This window comes from Streptomyces azureus, from assembly GCF_001270025.1.
GTDB classification, from domain to species: Bacteria; Actinomycetota; Actinomycetes; order Streptomycetales; family Streptomycetaceae; genus Streptomyces; species Streptomyces azureus.
The window spans coordinates 56,341-71,876 of the sequence record NZ_DF968256.1; the positions used below are offsets into that span (position 1 = coordinate 56,341).

The following is a 15,536-nucleotide window of genomic DNA, read 5'->3' on the forward strand; positions in this document are numbered from 1 at the left end:
TCGTTCGTTTTTGTTCTGCCACCACCGTGCGCCGCCCTTCGTCGCTTGTCAAGAATGAATATTCGTTTTACGTTGTGGACCATGGCCCGCGTGTCCCAGGAACACCTCGATGCCCGCCGTCGGCAGATCCTCGACGGCGCCGCGCTCTGCTTCGCCCGCAACGGCTTCCATGCCACGTCCATGCAGGATGTGCTGAAGGAGGTCGGCCTCTCCGCCGGTGCCGTCTACCGCTACTTCAGTGGCAAGGAGGAGCTGATCGGGGCGATCGTCGGTGAGGTGCTCGACGTCGTGGGCGGCGTCTTCGAGAGCGCGGCCGAACAGAGTCCGCCGCCGCTGCCCGACGAAATGATCCCCGGGCTCCTCGCGACCCTGAAGGAAGCCAGGCCCGGAGTGGTGCACAACGGCGAGTGGATCTTCCCCCGCCTCATGCTCCAGGTCTGGACCGAGACCCTGCGCAACGAGGACCTGGCAGCCATCGTCCACGCCGGCTACGCCAGGGTCCGTGCCGCATGGGTGAAGGTCGTGGAGGGCTACAAGGACGCCGACCTCATCGCGGCGGACGCCGACCCCGACGCCATGGCGCGCGTGATGATCGCCCTCGCGCAGGGCTTCGCGGCTCAGATGGCCGTGTTCGGGGAGATGCCCCCGGAGATCATGAGGGACGGACTGCGGGCGATGGTGAGCATGCGGGACCCCGCTCAGCGGCCTGAAGGATCACAGCTCGGTTAACGTGTCTGAAACCCGGTCCAACTAGCCTGCCGCCACGCCACCAGGGCTTTTCCCCGGTGGCTGCGGCAACCGGGCCCCGCACGGTCCGGAGCGAGGACTGTGAGGTGGGACGTGCAACTGACCCCGCACGAGCAAGAGAGGCTGCTGATCCACGTGGCGGCCGACGTGGCCGAGAAGCGCCGGGCCCGTGGGCTGCGGCTCAACCACCCCGAGGCGGTCGCCCTCATCACGTCGCACATCCTCGAAGGTGCCCGTGACGGCCGTACCGTCGCCGAACTCATGTCCTCCGGACGCACACTGCTCACCCGGGACGACGTCATGGAAGGCGTCCCGGAGATGATCCACGACGTCCAGGTCGAGGCCACCTTCCCGGACGGCACCAAGCTCGTCACCGTCCACGAGCCCATCGTCTGAGAGAGGTCTCGATGATTCCCGGAGAGATCCTCTTCGCCGACGAGCCGATTGCGTACAACGAGGGCCGCGAGGTCACCCGGCTCACCGTCCTCAACGCCGCCGACCGTCCCGTCCAGGTCGGTTCCCACTACCACTTCGCCGAGGCCAACCCCGGTCTGGAGTTCGACCGCGCCGCCGCGCGCGGCAAGCGGCTGAACGTCGCCGCCGGCACGGCCGTGCGCTTCGAACCCGGGATCCCCGTCGACGTCGAACTCGTTCCGCTGACCGGCGCCCGTGTCGTGCCCGGTCTGCGCGGGGAGACCGGAGGTGCCCTCGATGCCTGAGATCTCGCGTGCCGCGTACGCCGACCTGTTCGGCCCGACGACCGGCGACCGGATCCGGCTCGCCGACACCGACCTGCTGGTCGAGATCGAGGAGGATCGTTCCGGCGGGCCCGGGCTCGCCGGTGACGAGGCCGTGTTCGGCGGCGGCAAGGTCATCCGCGAGTCCATGGGCCAGGCGCGTGCCACCCGGGCGGAGGGCACGCCGGACACCGTCATCACCGGCGCGGTGATCATCGACCACTGGGGCATCGTCAAGGCCGACGTGGGCATCCGCGACGGGCGGATCACCGGGATCGGCAAGGCCGGCAACCCCGACACCATGGACGGCGTCCATCCAGACCTGGTCATCGGCCCCGAGACCGAGGTCATCGCCGGCAACGGCCGGATCCTCACGGCGGGCGCGATCGACGCCCACGTGCACTTCATCTGCCCGCAGATCGCCGACGAGGCGCTGTCCTCGGGCATCACGACCCTCGTCGGCGGCGGTACGGGCCCGGCCGAGGGTTCCAAGGCCACCACCGTGACCCCCGGGCCCTGGCATCTCGCGCGGATGCTGGAGGCCATGGAGGCCTACCCGCTCAACATCGGCCTGCTGGGCAAGGGCAACACCGTCTCCCACGAGGCGATGCTGTCGCAGATCCGGGGCGGCGCACTCGGCCTGAAACTGCACGAGGACTGGGGCTCGACCCCGGCCGTCATCGACGCCTCGCTGACCGTCGCCGGGCAGACCGGCATCCAGGTCGCCATCCACACGGACACGCTCAACGAGGCCGGGTTCGTCGGCGACACGCTCGCCGCGATCGCCGGGCGGGGCATCCACGCGTACCACACCGAGGGCGCGGGCGGCGGGCACGCGCCGGACATCATGACCGTGGTCTCCGAGTCCTACGTGCTGCCGAGCTCCACGAATCCGACCCGGCCGTTCACCGTCAACACCGCCGAGGAACACCTCGACATGCTGATGGTCTGCCACCACCTCAACCCGGCCGTGCCGGAGGACCTGGCCTTCGCCGAGTCCCGGATCCGGCCGTCCACGATCGGCGCCGAGGACGTGCTGCACGACCTGGGCGCGATCTCGATCATCTCCTCCGACTCGCAGGCCATGGGGCGCGTGGGCGAGGTCATCATGAGGACCTGGCAGACCGCCCACGTGATGAAGCGGCGGCGGGGGGCGCTGCCCGGGGACGGCCGCGCCGACAACCGCCGGGCGCGCCGGTACGTCGCCAAGTACACGATCAACCCGGCACTCGCCCAGGGCCTGGCCCGGGAGATCGGCTCCGTCGAGAGCGGCAAGCTGGCCGACCTGGTGCTGTGGGAGCCGTCGTTCTTCGGCGTCAAGCCGCAGCTCGTCATCAAGGGCGGGCAGATCGCCTACGCGCAGATGGGCGACGCCAACGCCTCGATCCCCACGCCGCAGCCGGTCCTGCCGCGCCCGATGTTCGGGGCGATCGGGCGGGCACCGGCCACCAACTCCCTGAACTTCGTCGCCCCCCTGGCCGTCGAGGACGGGCTGCCGGAGCGGCTCGGCCTCGGGAAGCGGTTCGTGGCGATCGAGTCGACGCGCGGGGTCACCAAGGCCGACATGCGGGAGAACGACGCCCGGCCCGAGGTACGGGTCGATCCCGACAGCTTCGCCGTGCACATCGACGGGCAGCTGGTCGAGGCGGCGCCGGCGGCCGAACTGCCCATGGCCCAGCGGTACTTCCTGTTCTGAGGACGTCCTGATGTCACGTGCGGCACTTCTCGTCCTGGCCGACGGCCGTTTCCCCGCCGGCGGTCACGCCCACTCCGGCGGGGCGGAGGCAGCGGTCAAGGCCGGCCGGATCAGCGGGGCCGCGAGCCTGGCGGAGTTCTGCCGGGGGCGGCTGCACACGGCCGGTTCGGTGGCGGCCGCCCTTTCGGCGGCCGCCGCGCTGGGCATCGACCCCGTCACGCTGGACCGCGCCGCGGACGCCCGTACGCCCTCGCCCGCGCTGCGCGTCGCCGCGCGCAAGCTGGGGCGGCAGCTGATGCGGGCCGCCCGGGTGACCTGGCCGTCCGTCGAACTGGACGCGCTGGCCCGGGAGTTCCCCAAGGGGGCCCATCAGCCGGTGGTGCTCGGGCTGACGGCGCGGGCGGCCGGACTGGGGCCGGTCGACGCGGCGTACTGCGCGGCGTACGAGAGCGTGAGCGGGCCGGCCACGGCGACGGTGCGGTTGCTGAGCCTGGATCCCTTCGACGCGACGGGGGTGCTGGCCCGGCTGGCGCCGGATGTGGACCGCGTCGTGGACCGGGCGGTGGAGGCGGCGCGAAGGGTGGTCGACGAGGGGGTCGACGCGTTGCCGGCGGGGTCGGCGCCCTTGCTGGAGATCGGGGCGGAGGTACACGCGGGCTGGCCCGTGCGGCTGTTCGCCTCATAGGCAGCCGATCAAGTTGATCACCCTCTCCCCCCAAACCACTCGAATCAATCGGGCAAGAACGTAGGAGCCGCGCCATGCACCTCGACCACGACCACACCCACGACGGCCCCGGCGCCGTGAGCGCCGACGCCCTCCGGCCCGACGGCAGCCGCCGAGCGCTGCGCATCGGACTCGGCGGGCCCGTCGGGTCCGGGAAGACCGCCACCGTCGCCGCACTGTGCCGCGCGCTGCGGGACGAGCTGTCCCTCGCGGTCGTCACCAACGACATCTACACCCGCGAGGACGCCGAGTTCCTGCTCCGGGAGGCCGTGCTGCCGCCCGAGCGGATCACTGCGGTGGAGACGGGAGCCTGCCCGCACACCGCGATCCGGGACGACATCTCCGCGAATCTGGAGGCGGTGGAGGACCTGGAGGACGCCGTCGGGCCGCTGGACCTGGTCCTCGTGGAGTCCGGTGGGGACAACCTCACCGCGACCTTCTCCAGGGGACTCGTCGACGCGCAGATCTTCGTGATCGACGTGGCGGGAGGCGACGACATCCCGCGCAAGGGCGGGCCGGGCGTGACCACCGCCGACCTGCTCGTCGTCAACAAGACCGACCTCGCCCCGTACGTCGGCTCCGACCTCGCGCGGATGGCGGCCGACGCCAAGGCGCAGCGGGCCGAACTGCCAGTCGTCTTCCAGTCGTTGCGGAGCGAGCCCGGGGTGTCGGATGTCGCCGCCTGGGTGCGTGCGCAGCTCGCCGCGTGGGCGGCACGAGCGTGAACAGCTCCGGCGTGCGGTCCGTTGCGAGGATCGTCGCCCGGGACGACGGCCGGGGCGGGACGGCCCTGCCCGTGCTGGAGAGCGACGGGCCGCTGGCGCTGCGGCGCACCCGGGCGAGCGGTGCCGAGGCGCGGGTCATGCTGGTCGGAGCGATGAGCGGGCCGCTCGGCGGCGACCACTTCACCGTGCGGGCCCGGGTGGAGGAAGGAGCGCGGCTGTCCGTCGGGTCGGCCGCCGCCACCATCGCCCTGCCGGGGCAGACCAAGGGAGAGGCCCGCTACGACGTCCGGCTCGACGTCGGCGACCGGGCCGAACTGCACTGGGTGCCCGAGCAGTTGATCTCCGCGCAGGGCAGCGACCTGTACGTCACGACCCGCGTCGAGCTCGCCGCCACGGCCCGGCTCGTGCTGCGCGAGGAGCAGGTGCTCGGGCGGGCGGGTGAGGAACCCGGGCGGCTGACGAGCCGGCTGACCGTGCGGGTCGCCGGGCAGGCCGTGCTCGACCAGGAGCTGGCCTGCGGGCCCGGCGCGCCGGGCGGCTGGGACGGCCCCGCGGTGCTGGCGGGTCACCGTGCGGTCGGGCAATTGATCGTCGTACGACCCGAGTTCGCCGTCGAGCCGGTGCCGGCCCGGGCGCTCGGGGAAGGGGCCTCGGTCGTCCCGCTCGCCGGTCCCGCCGCCCTGGTGACCGCCGTGGCGCCGGACGCGCTGCGGCTGCGACGGCTGCTCGACGAGGCACTGGCGTCACTCGTGCGCACGTAGACGTCCGCTCACGCCCCGAACCAGGCGTCCTCCGCCGCGTAGTCGAACAGGTCCGGGTAGATCCGTGCGAGAGTCGGGAACGCGTCCGTCCAGTCCTGCCCGGACAGCCGGCGGGTGAGCCAGTCGACCGTCTCCGGCAGGCTCTCGGGGTAGGACACGACCGGCCGGTAGCCCAACTCCCGCTCCGCGGCGGACATGTCGAAGACCAGCGGCAGCTCCACCGACCAGGGCGAGCTGCCCACGGACGGCGAGGGTGCGGCCCCGTCCACCAGGACGGTCTCCGTCTCCACTCCCATCACCGCGTCCACCGCCGACCCGATCTCGGCCACCGTCGGCGGCTGCGGATCACAGGCGTTGAGCACCCGCGAGCCGGGCCGGGCGGCCGCCAGCCGGATCAGTTCGGCGAGGTTGCGGGCGGCCGACGTGTGAAAGCGGCTCTCACCCCGGTGGGCGAGCACCCTCCTGCGCCGGCCGTCGAGGTTCCGTTTCACGAAGTACAGCTCGCGGGGGAGCGGGCTGTGGGGCCCGTGGATCGCGCCCGCGCGCAGCAGGGTCGTGGGCAACCGGTCGCCCGCCGCGATGAGTTCCCTCTCCAGGGCGGCCTTGCCGGTGCTGTACGTGGCGTCCCCCGGCGGGACCGTCGGCTGGTCCTCCCGTACGGGCACGGGGTACCGCGGGAAACCACCCGGCTCGCTCATCGTGTCGAAGCCGCGGCCCGTGCCGTCCCCGTACACCGACACCGTCGACACGACCACGGCCGAGCCGACGCGGTCGGCCAGCCCCGTCAACTGCCGGGCGTGCCCGGCCCCGTAGGCGACGATGTCGACCACGAGGTCGCAGCCGTCACCGATCAGCGCGCCGAGCGCCGCGTCGTCCTCGCGGTCCAGCCGCCGCGTCCGTACCTCGCCGGGCCAGCTCTCGTCCCGGGCCCCGCCGCGCGACGCGGCCGTCACCTTCCAGCCGTCCCGCGCCAGCGCCTCCACCGCGGGCCGTCCTATCTGCCCGCCGGCCCCGATCACCACAGCACGTCTCATGCCGCGACCATAGGCGGTCGAGGCGGCCGGGGAGACGGCTTCTGCCGACAGCAGAGCCTCAAGTGAGCGGCAGGCGCGGAAACTTCCGCTCCTTCGCGGCGGCGGCCTCCTCGGCCTTCACGACGGCCGCGTACTGGTCGACGTACTCCTGTTCGGACAGGGAGAGGATCGCGTACATGATCTCGTCGGTGACGGCGCGCAGGATGGCCTTCTCGTTCTCCATGCCGGCGTAGCGCGAGAAGTCGAGGGGCTTGCCGAAGCGGATCACGACGGGGTGGACGTTGGGGATGACCTTGCCGGGCGGCTGGGCCTCGAAGGTGCCGATCATCGCGCAGGGAATGACCGGGACACCGGCCTTGAGGGCCATGACCGCGACGCCCACCTTGCCCTTGTAGAGCCGGCCGTCGTGCGAGCGCGTGCCCTCCGGGTAGATGCCGAGCAACTCGTCCTTGCTCAGCACGCCGAGGCCCTCGCGGATCGCGGCCTGCCCGGCGTCCTTGCCGGATCGGTCGACGGGGATCTGGCCGGCGCTGCGGAAGAACGACGCCGTCAGCCGGCCCTTGATGCCCGGGCCCGTGAAGTACTCGGCCTTCGCGAGGAAGGTGATGCGCCGCTTGAGGACCGCGGGCATCAGGAAGTGGTCCGAGAACGACAGGTGATTGCCGGCGATGATGGCGGCGCCCTCCGCCGGAACGTGCTCCAGGCCTTCTATTCGAGGCCGGAAGACCAGCCTCAGCAGCGGTCCGAGCAGCACGTATTTCAGCAGGTAGTAGAACAAAGCGGGCGCTCCTCGACTCTTGCGGTGGACTCAACCGCCGCGTTCCAGCAGGTCAACCGGCATGTCGTGGGGTGCCAGTGTAGGTGCAGGCATGGCCACCGGGCACCTCGTGCGACGGGACCGTGCCGATCCTTTGCCGATTGACTGACGGTCAGTCAGGAAGGTGTATCCGGTGTTGCTCATGCGGCTGGGGAGGACCGCGGGACCAGCGTGCTGCTCCACCCGGGTGGGCTGGCGGGATACGGGCGGTGCCTGGCCACCCGCTGTCTCTTGCGGCCTTCCCGAGTAGTCTGCGAAACATGCGGATCTCTGTTTCCTCGGACATGGACGAGCCCGTCGCCCGCTCCCTCGTGGCCGCGCTGCGCGACCGAGGGTACGAGGTGCGCCCGCACGGCGCGCTGCGTCCCGGGGACGACCCCCAGTGGGCGGTGTGCTCCGAGTCCGCGGCCCGCGAGGTCGCCGACGGGACGGCCGACCAGGCCGTGGTGTGCTGCTGGACCGGCACGGGCGCCTCGATCGCCGCGAACAAGGTGCCGGGCGTCCGGGCCGCCCTGTGCACGGACGCGTACACGGCCGACGGGGCGCGCCGCTGGAACGACGCCAACGTCCTCGCGCTCAGCCTGCGGCTCACGTCCGAGCCGCTGCTGAAGGAGATCCTCGACGCGTGGTTCGCCGGCGAGCCCAGCACGGACGCCGAGGACCGGCAGAACGTGGACCGCGTCAGGCTGCTCGACCACGGCAACACCCGCCGCTAGGGAGTGCCCGCTCACAGCCGCACGATGATCAGCGCGGTGTCGTCCGTGGCGCCGCCCGGCGGCAGCAGTTCCAGCAGGACCGTGTCGGCGAGGGTCTCGGGATCCTGGCCCCGGTTCCGGTGCAGCGCGTCCGCGAGACGGGCCAGGCCGGTGTCGATGTCCTCGCCACGCCGCTCGACCAGGCCGTCGGTGTAGAGCACCAGAGTGGCGCCCGGCGTGAAGGCCGTCTCGGCCTGGGGTCTCGGAATCGGGTCGGGGCGGGCGTCGAGCGGCGTGTCCGTGGCACCGTCGAGGAACTCGGCGCGGCCGTCGGGGTGGACCAGCACGGGCGGCAGATGGCCGGCGCTGCTGTAGGTGATGGTGTGCCGGTCGAAGTCGATGAAGGTCGTCACGGCGGTCGCCGACTCGGCGCCGTCGACCACGTGGGCGTAGCGCCCCAGCACGTCCAGGGCCTGGGCCGGGCCCTCGGCGACCCGGGAGGCCGCGCTGAGCGCGCTGCGCAGCTGGCCCATGACGCCGGCGGCCTCCAGTCCGTGCCCGACCACGTCGCCCACGGACACGCCGACCCGGTGGCCGCCGACCAGGTCGACCAGGTCGTACCAGTCCCCGCACACGTTGAGCGCGCCCACGGCGGGCCGGTACCGGACGGCGGCCCGGTGGTGGGGACTGACCTGGCGGTCGGGCAGCATCGCCTCCTGGAGGGCCAGCGCCACCTCGCGCTCCCGGGAGTGCGCCTGACGCAGCCGCTCGTTGAGCTCCTGGAGCTCGCGGGCGCGGGTGTACAGCTCGGCCTCCAGGACCCGCGACCGGCCGCCCCGGCCCCCTCCCGGGCGGCCCCGGGCCCGGATCAGCTCCGTGACCTCCTCGACACGGTGCAGGATCAGCGCCACCTTGCCGTCGGGGCCGAGCAGCGGCGCGTTCAACGGACTCCAGTAGCGCTCCTGCCATTCCCCGGGCCGCTCGGGATCCTCGACGTCGTAGCGCTGGAGGGCCATGGCGTCGCGCTCCCCGGTCGCCAGGACCCGGTACAGCGAGGCCTCCAGGTTGCGCCTGCCCGTCGAGGCGGGGTCGTTGGGGTTGTCGGGGAAGACGTCGAACAGGTAGCGCCCGACCAGCTGCTCGCGGGAGCGCCCGGACACGCGGACGAACTCATCGTTGACATCCGCGTACACCAGCTCGGGCGTCAACAGCGCCACCATGCCGGGCAGGGCCTGGAAGACCGCCGTGTAGTCGATCGCCGAATCCGTCATGGCCGCCGCCTCACCACTGCCGGGATCAGACCAGTTTCCCACGGTATGGGGGAACCCGGCCCCGGCTTCACTCCAGGAGCGCCACGGGCAGCTCGGCGAGCTCCGTCAGGGACTGCTCCGCCCAGATGATCTTCCCGTCGGGGACGAACCGCGAGCCCCACCGCTGGGTCAGCTGGGAGACCAGCAGCAGACCGCGCCCGCCCTCGTCCGTCGTACGGGGATGGCGCAGATGGGGCGCGGTGGCGCCGCTGTCCAAGACCTCGCAGACCAGGGCGCGCTCCCGGATCAGGCGGAGCCGGATGGGCCCGGTGGCGTGCCGTATGGCGTTGGTGACCAGCTCGCTCACCACCAGTTCCGTCGTGAACGCCAGCTCGTCCAGCCCCCAGCGGGCCAGCTGCCGGGTGGCCGTGCGGCGGGCGTCGGCGACGAGGGCCGGGTCGGGGTCCAGGTCCCAGGCCGCCACCTGCTCGGTGCCGAGGCGTTTCGTACGGGCCATCAGCAGAGCCACGTCGTCGTACGGACGCGCCGGGACCAGCGCGTCGACGACGTTCCGGCAGCGCGCCTCCAGCGGACCCGCCCCTTCCAGCGCCCGGCGCAGCCGTTGCCGGCCGGCGTCGACGGCCCAGGTCTCTCCCTGGGCCAGCAGCCCGTCGGTGTGCAGGGCGAGGGTGCTGCCCTCCATGAGGGACAGCTCGACCGCCTCGAAGGGCGGACCGCCTACGCCGAGCGGCGGCCCCTGCGGGAGATCGACGAACGTGACGGAGCCGTCGGGCAGGACCACGGCCGGTGCCGGATGGCCCGCGGCGGCCATCGCGCACCCGCCGTCGACCGGGTCGTAGACGACGTACACACACCCGGAGCCCACGCACTGCGTGCCCGCGGAGCCCGCCGCGCCCGGTTCGGCGCCCTCTTCCCGGGCCGACCGCGCCACCAGGTCGTCGAGGTGCGCCAGAACCTCCTCGGGCGGCAGATCCTGAGCGGCCAGGGTCCGTACGGCCGTCCGCAGCTGCCCCATGGCCGCGGCGGCGTCGATGCCGTGCCCGGGCACCTCGCCCACGACGAGCGCGACGCGCGCCCCGGACAGCGGGATGAGGTCGTACCAGTCGCCGCCCAGGCCGGTCAGCTCGTCGGCCGGCCGGTAGCACGCGGCCACCTCGACCGCGTCCTGCTCGGGGAGCCGGTGGGGGAGCAGGCTGCGCTGGAGGACGAGCGCGGCGTCGCGCTCGCGCGTGTAGCGCCGGGCGTTGTCCACGCAGACGGCCGCGCGGGAGACGAGGTCCTCGGCCAGGCGCAGGTCCTCCTCGTCGAAGGGCTCCCGGCCGTGGCGCCGGAAGAAGGTGGTGATGCCCAGGGTGGTGCCGCGCGCCCGGACCGGCACGGCGATCACGCTGTGCAGGCCCAGCTCCCGGAACCTGGCCTGCCGGCCGCTCGGTGCGTCCGTGGTCCAGTCCCGGGCCAACGGGTCGAGCCGTTCCTCGCGCCAGGACCGTCCCGTGGTGAGGCAGAGCACCGGGGGCGTTCCGGCCCGGAAGGCCACCACCTCGCCGATGTCGATGACGGACTCCGCGAGGTCGTCCTCCGCGCACCGGTATCCGGCGCGGCGCAGCGCCACCGGCTCCTCCGTGTCCGCGAGCGGGCCGGGGGGCAGTTCGGCGCCCCGCAGCACCGTCTCCAGCAGGTCCACGGTGACGAAGTCGGCCAGCCCCGGCACGGCCACGTCGGCGAGCTCCTGCGCGGTGCGCATGAGGTCCAGGCTGCGGCCGATGCTCTCGCCGGCCCGGTCGAGCAGCGCCAGCCGCTGCCGGGCGCGGTGCCGCTCGGTTATGTCGACGACCGTGTAGTACACGCCCATCGGGTTGCCCTGGTCGTCGTCGAGCCGGGTGAACGACAGCATGTGCGCCGTCTCGCGCAGCGGCGCCGACTGCACATGGCCCACGTGCTCGTACCCGACCACGGCCTCGCCGGTCTCCAGCACGTGCCGCATCTGCGCCTCGACCGCCTGGGCGTCCAGGCCCGGCTGGACGTCCGCGAAGCGCAGGCCGAGCCGCCGGGGCGGTGGTCCGCCGCCGAACTGCTCCAGAGCCGCGTTCGACCACACAAAACGCAGGTCCGTGTCCACGATCGCGATACCGACCGGGGCGTCGGACACCATCCGTTCCAGCACCGTACGGCTCATGTCCCAGCCGGGCGCGTCGGCCAGCTCCGACAGCAGCGCCAGCCAGCGCGCGCCGCCGTGCGCCTCCTCGGCCGAGGTGATCCGGGCCGCGACCCTCACCGGTTGCCCGTCCCGGCGGCGGGCCGTCAGCAGCCCCGTCCAGCCACCGTCCCTGCGGCACCGCTCGACCAGGTCCGGCACGCGCTGCGCGTCCTCGGCCGTCAGCAGATCCGCCAGCTTCCTGCCGACCGCCTCGGCCGCCGGATACGCCAGCAGCCGCCGGGCCTCACCGGTCCAGCCCGTCACCACGCCCTGCGGATCGAGCAACAGGGGCGCGGCGTCGGCCACGTCGAACCGCTGCCGGCCAACGCCGTACTCCTCGTGTGCGCCCACGGCCGACCTCTCTGTCGCTGAGAGTGGTCTACCACCTCTTGCCTCAATCTTCACCCTCCCGGCATGCGGGGGCGGCTTGTGCCGGGCCGGGTCGGGGCCTCTGCCATTGACCTCTTGCCGGGCGGCCTCCGCCATCGCCCCCTGCCAGACAGCCTCCGACCCGACGCTCCGCCAGGCGGCGCTCGCCATCAGCCCCTGGCCAGGGCGGCCTCCGTCGCAGCCCCTGCGCCTCTTACCGCAGCACCTTTTCCAGCGATCCGAGTGCCCCCTCGAGCTCCTCGGCCGTGATGGTGAGCGGCGGGGCCAGGCGGATGGTGGAGCCGTGGGTGTCCTTGACCAGGATCCCCTCCCGCATGAGGCGCTCGCTGATCTCGCGGCCGGTGCCGAGCGCGGGGTCGATGTCGACGCCCGCCCACAGGCCCCGCGAGCGGAAGCCGACGACGCCCTTGCCGACCAGCCCGGTCAGGCCGTCCCGCAGGGCCGCGCCCAGCTCGGTCGCGCGGCGCTGGAACTCGCCCGTCTCCAGCAGCTCGACCACCGCCGTGCCGACCGCGGCCGCCAGCGGGTTGCCGCCGAAGGTCGACCCGTGCTCCCCGGGGTGCAGCACCCCGAGGACCTCCCGCCGGGCGACCACCGCGGACACCGGCACGATGCCGCCGCCCAGCGCCTTGCCCAGCAGCACCACGTCCGGCACGACCGAGTCGTGCTCGACCGCCAGCGTGCTGCCCGTACGGCCGAGCCCGGACTGGATCTCGTCCGCGACGAACAGGCACCCCTTGCGGCGGGTCAGCTCGCGCACGCCGGCCAGGTAACCGTCGTCCGGAATGATCACGCCCGCCTCGCCCTGGATCGGCTCGATCAGCACCGCAGCCGTCGTCTCGTCGACCGCCGCTTCCAGCGCGGCCAGGTCGTTGTACGGCACGATCCGGAAACCCGGCGTGAAGGGGCCGAACCCCTGCCGTGCCGTCTCGTCCGTGGAGAAGCTGACGATCGTCGTCGTACGGCCGTGGAAGTTGTCCGCCGCGACCACGATCGTCGCCCGGTCGGCCGGGACGCCCTTGACGTCGTACGCCCACTTGCGGGCCACCTTCACCCCGCTCTCCACCGCCTCCGCACCGGTGTTCATGGGCAGCACCATGTCCATCCCGGTCAGCGCCGCCAGCCGCTCGGCGAACTCGGCGAGCCGGTCGTTGTGGAAGGCGCGGGAGGTCAGGGTCAGCCGGTCGAGCTGGCGGTGGGCGGCCTCGATCAGCGCCGGGTGCCGGTGGCCGAAGTTCAGTGCCGAGTAGCCGGCCAGCATGTCGAGGTAGCGGCGCCCCTCCACGTCCTCCACCCAGGCGCCCTCGGCACGGGCGACGACCACGGGCAGCGGATGGTAGTTGTGCGCCAGGACCGGCTCCTCCGCGCGGATGAGCTCCTGAGAGCCACGGGTACGGACGGGTGCGGTCATGAGCGGATCTCCCGGATCTCCTGGGTGCAGCACTTGATGCCGCCACCGGCCTTCTGGAACTCGGACAGGTCGACGGGGACGGGGACGTAGCCACGGCCGGCGAGCCGGCCGACCAGGCCCGTCGCCCCCGGTGAGATGAACACGTGCCGCCCGTCGGAGACGGAGTTGAGCCCGAACGCCATCGCGTCCTCGCGGGTGGCGAGCACCGCGTCCGGGTACAACCGGGCCAGCACCTCGCGGCTGCCCGGCGAGAACGCCTCGGGGTAGTAGGCGATGTTGTCGTCGTCGAGGACGAACAGCGCCGTGTCCAGGTGGTAGAAGTACGGGTCCACCAGCGTCAGGCTGATCACCGGTACCCCGAAGTACTCCTGCACCTCGCTGTGGGCTTCACGGGTGGTACGGAAGCCCGTCCCGGCCAGGATCCAGCGGCCGGCCGGCACCAGGTCGCCCTCGCCCTCGCACACCGACTCGGGGTGGTAGACCTCGTAGCCCTCCGACTTGAACCACGCCTCGTACGGCACGGACTCGGGACGGCGCTCGGGCGCGTGGAAGAGGGAGCCGAAGACGCGGCCGTCGACGACGACCGCCGCGTTCGCGGCGAAGACCATGTCGGGCAGACCGGGCACGGGTTTCACAGTGTCCACGGTATGGCCGTGGGCACGGTAGGCGTCGACCAGCGCCTGCCACTGGTCCAGCGCGCGGACGACGTCGACGGGTTCGCCGGGACGCATCCACGGGTTGATCGCGTACTGCACGGCGAAGTGTCTGGGTTCGCAGACGAGGTAGCGCCGCCGGCGCGGCACACGGGAGTCGGGCACAGAGGGGTCCCTCCGCTTCCTCACGGTGTGTGACTGGGTGTTGACACCAAGGTAGGAACTGACGGAGGCGGCCGACAAGGAACATCGGTTGCGCGTGGGCGCAGGAACGCTGCGTCTTGAGGCCCGTCAGCGCACGCCTGCTGCGCCGCCCGGGAACTCCTCCGGCGCGGGATGGCTGGCACCCGCCTCCGGACTCTCCGGAAGCAGATGGGACAGCACCATCACGCTGATCGTCTTCCGGATGAAGGGCTCCTGGCGGATCCGCTCCAGCACCTCCTCGAAGTGCTCCACGTCCCGCGCCCGCACGTGCAGCAGCGCGTCCGCACCGCCCGTCACGGTCATCGCCGCGGTGATCTCCGGGTAGTCGCGCACGACCTCCGCCAGCCGCCGCGGCGGGGCCGCGCCCTCGCAGTACACCTCGACATAGGCCTCGGTGCGCCAGCCCAGCGCCGACGGCTTCACCGTCGCCGTGAACCCGGTGATCACGCCCGTCTCCCGCAGCCGGTCGACCCGGCGCTTGACCGCCGTGGCCGACAGCCCGATCGCCGTGCCGATCTCGGCGAAGGACGTCCGGGCGTTGGCCATCAACGCGGTGATGATCTTCCGGTCGAGTTCGTCGAACGGCGTGGACCTGCTGTTCATGCGGGCACTGTATCCACCGGCATCCCGGCCCGCGCCCGGCCCGGCGCGGGCACCTCGTCCAGGGGCAACGTCCACCGGCACATGTCCAGACGTACGAATCGCCCCTACACTCCGGATTCATGCTGCGCGCCCTCGCTGTCGACGACGAACGCCCCTCGCTGGAGGAGCTGCTCTACCTGCTGCACGCGGACCCCCGCGTCGGCAGCGCGGAGGGCGCCGGCGACGCGACCGAGGCGCTGCGCCGCATCAACCGCGCCCTGGAATCCGGTCCGGGCGGGCCCGAGGCCATCGACGTCGTCTTCCTCGACATCCAGATGCCCGGCCTCGACGGGCTCGACCTGGCCCGGCTGCTCACCGGGTTCGCCCGGCCGCCGCTCGTCGTGTTCGTCACCGCCCACGAGGACTTCGCCGTCCAGGCCTTCGACCTCAAGGCCGTCGACTACGTCCTCAAGCCCGTCCGCAAGGAGCGGCTCGCCGAGGCCGTACGGCGTGCCGCCGAGCTGCGCGGCACCGCGCCCCGCATACCCGTGAGCGAGCCCGACCCCGACCACATACCCGTCGAGCTCGGCGGCGTGACCCGCTTCGTGGCCGTCGGCGACATCACCCACGTCGAGGCCCAGGGCGACTACGCCCGTCTGCACACCGACAAGGGCAGCCACCTGGTCCGCATCCCGCTGTCCACCCTGGAGGAGCGCTGGCGCTCCCGCGGCTTCGTCCGCATCCACCGCCGCCACCTCGTCGCCCTGCGCCACATCGGCGAACTCCGCCTCGACGCGGGCACCGCCAGCGTCCTCGTCGGCACCGAGGAGCTCCAGGTCAGCCGGCGCCACACGCGCGAACTGCGCGACCTGCTCATGAGGAGGGCGTGACG

Annotated in this window: 16 protein-coding genes; 9 read left to right on the plus strand and 7 right to left on the minus strand. The window is 72.5% G+C overall.

Annotated elements, in window-relative coordinates:
- Positions 1–81: 81 nt before the first annotated feature.
- The 7 genes from AOQ53_RS15210 to AOQ53_RS15240 all read left to right on the plus strand — a co-directional run bounded on the left by AOQ53_RS15210 (position 82) and on the right by AOQ53_RS15240 (position 5,390).
- Positions 82–729 (plus strand): TetR/AcrR family transcriptional regulator, encoded by a 648-nt coding sequence (locus AOQ53_RS15210; protein ID WP_059417652.1) that lies wholly within the window; start codon positions 82–84, stop codon positions 727–729.
- A 111-nt stretch (positions 730–840) separates the two neighbouring features.
- A complete protein-coding gene (locus AOQ53_RS15215; protein ID WP_010041087.1) occupies positions 841–1,143 on the plus strand; it encodes an urease subunit gamma in 303 nt (100 codons plus the stop codon).
- An 11-nt stretch (positions 1,144–1,154) separates the two neighbouring features.
- On the plus strand, positions 1,155–1,466 hold the full coding sequence (locus AOQ53_RS15220) for an urease subunit beta (RefSeq protein WP_059417654.1): 312 nt from the start codon (positions 1,155–1,157) through the stop codon (positions 1,464–1,466).
- Positions 1,459–3,180, plus strand: coding sequence for an urease subunit alpha (locus tag AOQ53_RS15225; protein ID WP_059417657.1), 1,722 nt, complete (start codon positions 1,459–1,461; stop codon positions 3,178–3,180). The genes AOQ53_RS15220 and AOQ53_RS15225 overlap by 8 nt, the downstream gene beginning before the upstream one ends.
- A gap of 10 nt (positions 3,181–3,190) precedes the next feature.
- On the plus strand, positions 3,191–3,865 hold the full coding sequence (locus AOQ53_RS15230) for an urease accessory protein UreF (RefSeq protein ID WP_059417659.1): 675 nt from the start codon (positions 3,191–3,193) through the stop codon (positions 3,863–3,865).
- A gap of 74 nt (positions 3,866–3,939) precedes the next feature.
- A complete protein-coding gene (gene ureG / locus AOQ53_RS15235) occupies positions 3,940–4,629 on the plus strand; it encodes an urease accessory protein UreG (protein ID WP_059417661.1) in 690 nt (229 codons plus the stop codon).
- On the plus strand, positions 4,611–5,390 hold the full coding sequence (locus tag AOQ53_RS15240) for an urease accessory protein UreD (RefSeq protein ID WP_059417662.1): 780 nt from the start codon (positions 4,611–4,613) through the stop codon (positions 5,388–5,390). Before ureG ends, AOQ53_RS15240 begins: the two co-directional genes overlap by 19 nt.
- Before the next feature lie 8 nt (positions 5,391–5,398).
- Here the strand turns inward: AOQ53_RS15240 and AOQ53_RS15245 are convergent, their stop codons facing one another.
- Both AOQ53_RS15245 and AOQ53_RS15250 read right to left on the minus strand, forming a co-directional pair.
- Entirely contained in the window at positions 5,399–6,424 is a 1,026-nt protein-coding gene (locus tag AOQ53_RS15245) for an NAD-dependent epimerase/dehydratase family protein (RefSeq protein ID WP_174523292.1), read from the minus strand.
- A gap of 58 nt (positions 6,425–6,482) precedes the next feature.
- A complete protein-coding gene (locus AOQ53_RS15250; protein ID WP_059417668.1) occupies positions 6,483–7,202 on the minus strand; it encodes a lysophospholipid acyltransferase family protein in 720 nt (239 codons plus the stop codon).
- 299 nt (positions 7,203–7,501) lie between these two features.
- Between AOQ53_RS15250 and AOQ53_RS15255 the strand changes: the two genes are divergently transcribed.
- Positions 7,502–7,957, plus strand: coding sequence for an RpiB/LacA/LacB family sugar-phosphate isomerase (locus tag AOQ53_RS15255; RefSeq protein WP_059417670.1), 456 nt, complete (start codon positions 7,502–7,504; stop codon positions 7,955–7,957).
- A gap of 11 nt (positions 7,958–7,968) precedes the next feature.
- Here the strand turns inward: AOQ53_RS15255 and AOQ53_RS15260 are convergent, their stop codons facing one another.
- The 5 genes from AOQ53_RS15260 to AOQ53_RS15280 all read right to left on the minus strand — a co-directional run bounded on the left by AOQ53_RS15260 (position 7,969) and on the right by AOQ53_RS15280 (position 14,665).
- Complete coding sequence (locus tag AOQ53_RS15260; protein WP_059417672.1) at positions 7,969–9,207, minus strand: PP2C family protein-serine/threonine phosphatase; 1,239 nt, start codon at positions 9,205–9,207, stop codon at positions 7,969–7,971.
- A 67-nt stretch (positions 9,208–9,274) separates the two neighbouring features.
- A complete protein-coding gene (locus AOQ53_RS15265; RefSeq protein WP_059417673.1) occupies positions 9,275–11,755 on the minus strand; it encodes a SpoIIE family protein phosphatase in 2,481 nt (826 codons plus the stop codon).
- A gap of 232 nt (positions 11,756–11,987) precedes the next feature.
- A complete protein-coding gene (rocD, locus tag AOQ53_RS15270; RefSeq protein ID WP_059417675.1) occupies positions 11,988–13,205 on the minus strand; it encodes an ornithine--oxo-acid transaminase in 1,218 nt (405 codons plus the stop codon).
- Complete coding sequence (ddaH, locus tag AOQ53_RS15275) at positions 13,202–14,023, minus strand: dimethylargininase (protein ID WP_059417677.1); 822 nt, start codon at positions 14,021–14,023, stop codon at positions 13,202–13,204. The genes rocD and ddaH overlap by 4 nt, the downstream gene beginning before the upstream one ends.
- A 126-nt stretch (positions 14,024–14,149) precedes the next feature.
- Positions 14,150–14,665, minus strand: coding sequence for an Lrp/AsnC family transcriptional regulator (locus tag AOQ53_RS15280; RefSeq protein ID WP_059417679.1), 516 nt, complete (start codon positions 14,663–14,665; stop codon positions 14,150–14,152).
- 119 nt (positions 14,666–14,784) lie between these two features.
- On the opposite strand from AOQ53_RS15280, the gene AOQ53_RS15285 reads away from it, so the two are divergent.
- Positions 14,785–15,534, plus strand: a complete 750-nt coding sequence (locus tag AOQ53_RS15285) for a LytR/AlgR family response regulator transcription factor (RefSeq protein ID WP_059417680.1) — start codon at positions 14,785–14,787, stop codon at positions 15,532–15,534.
- Positions 15,535–15,536: the final 2 nt, after the last annotated feature.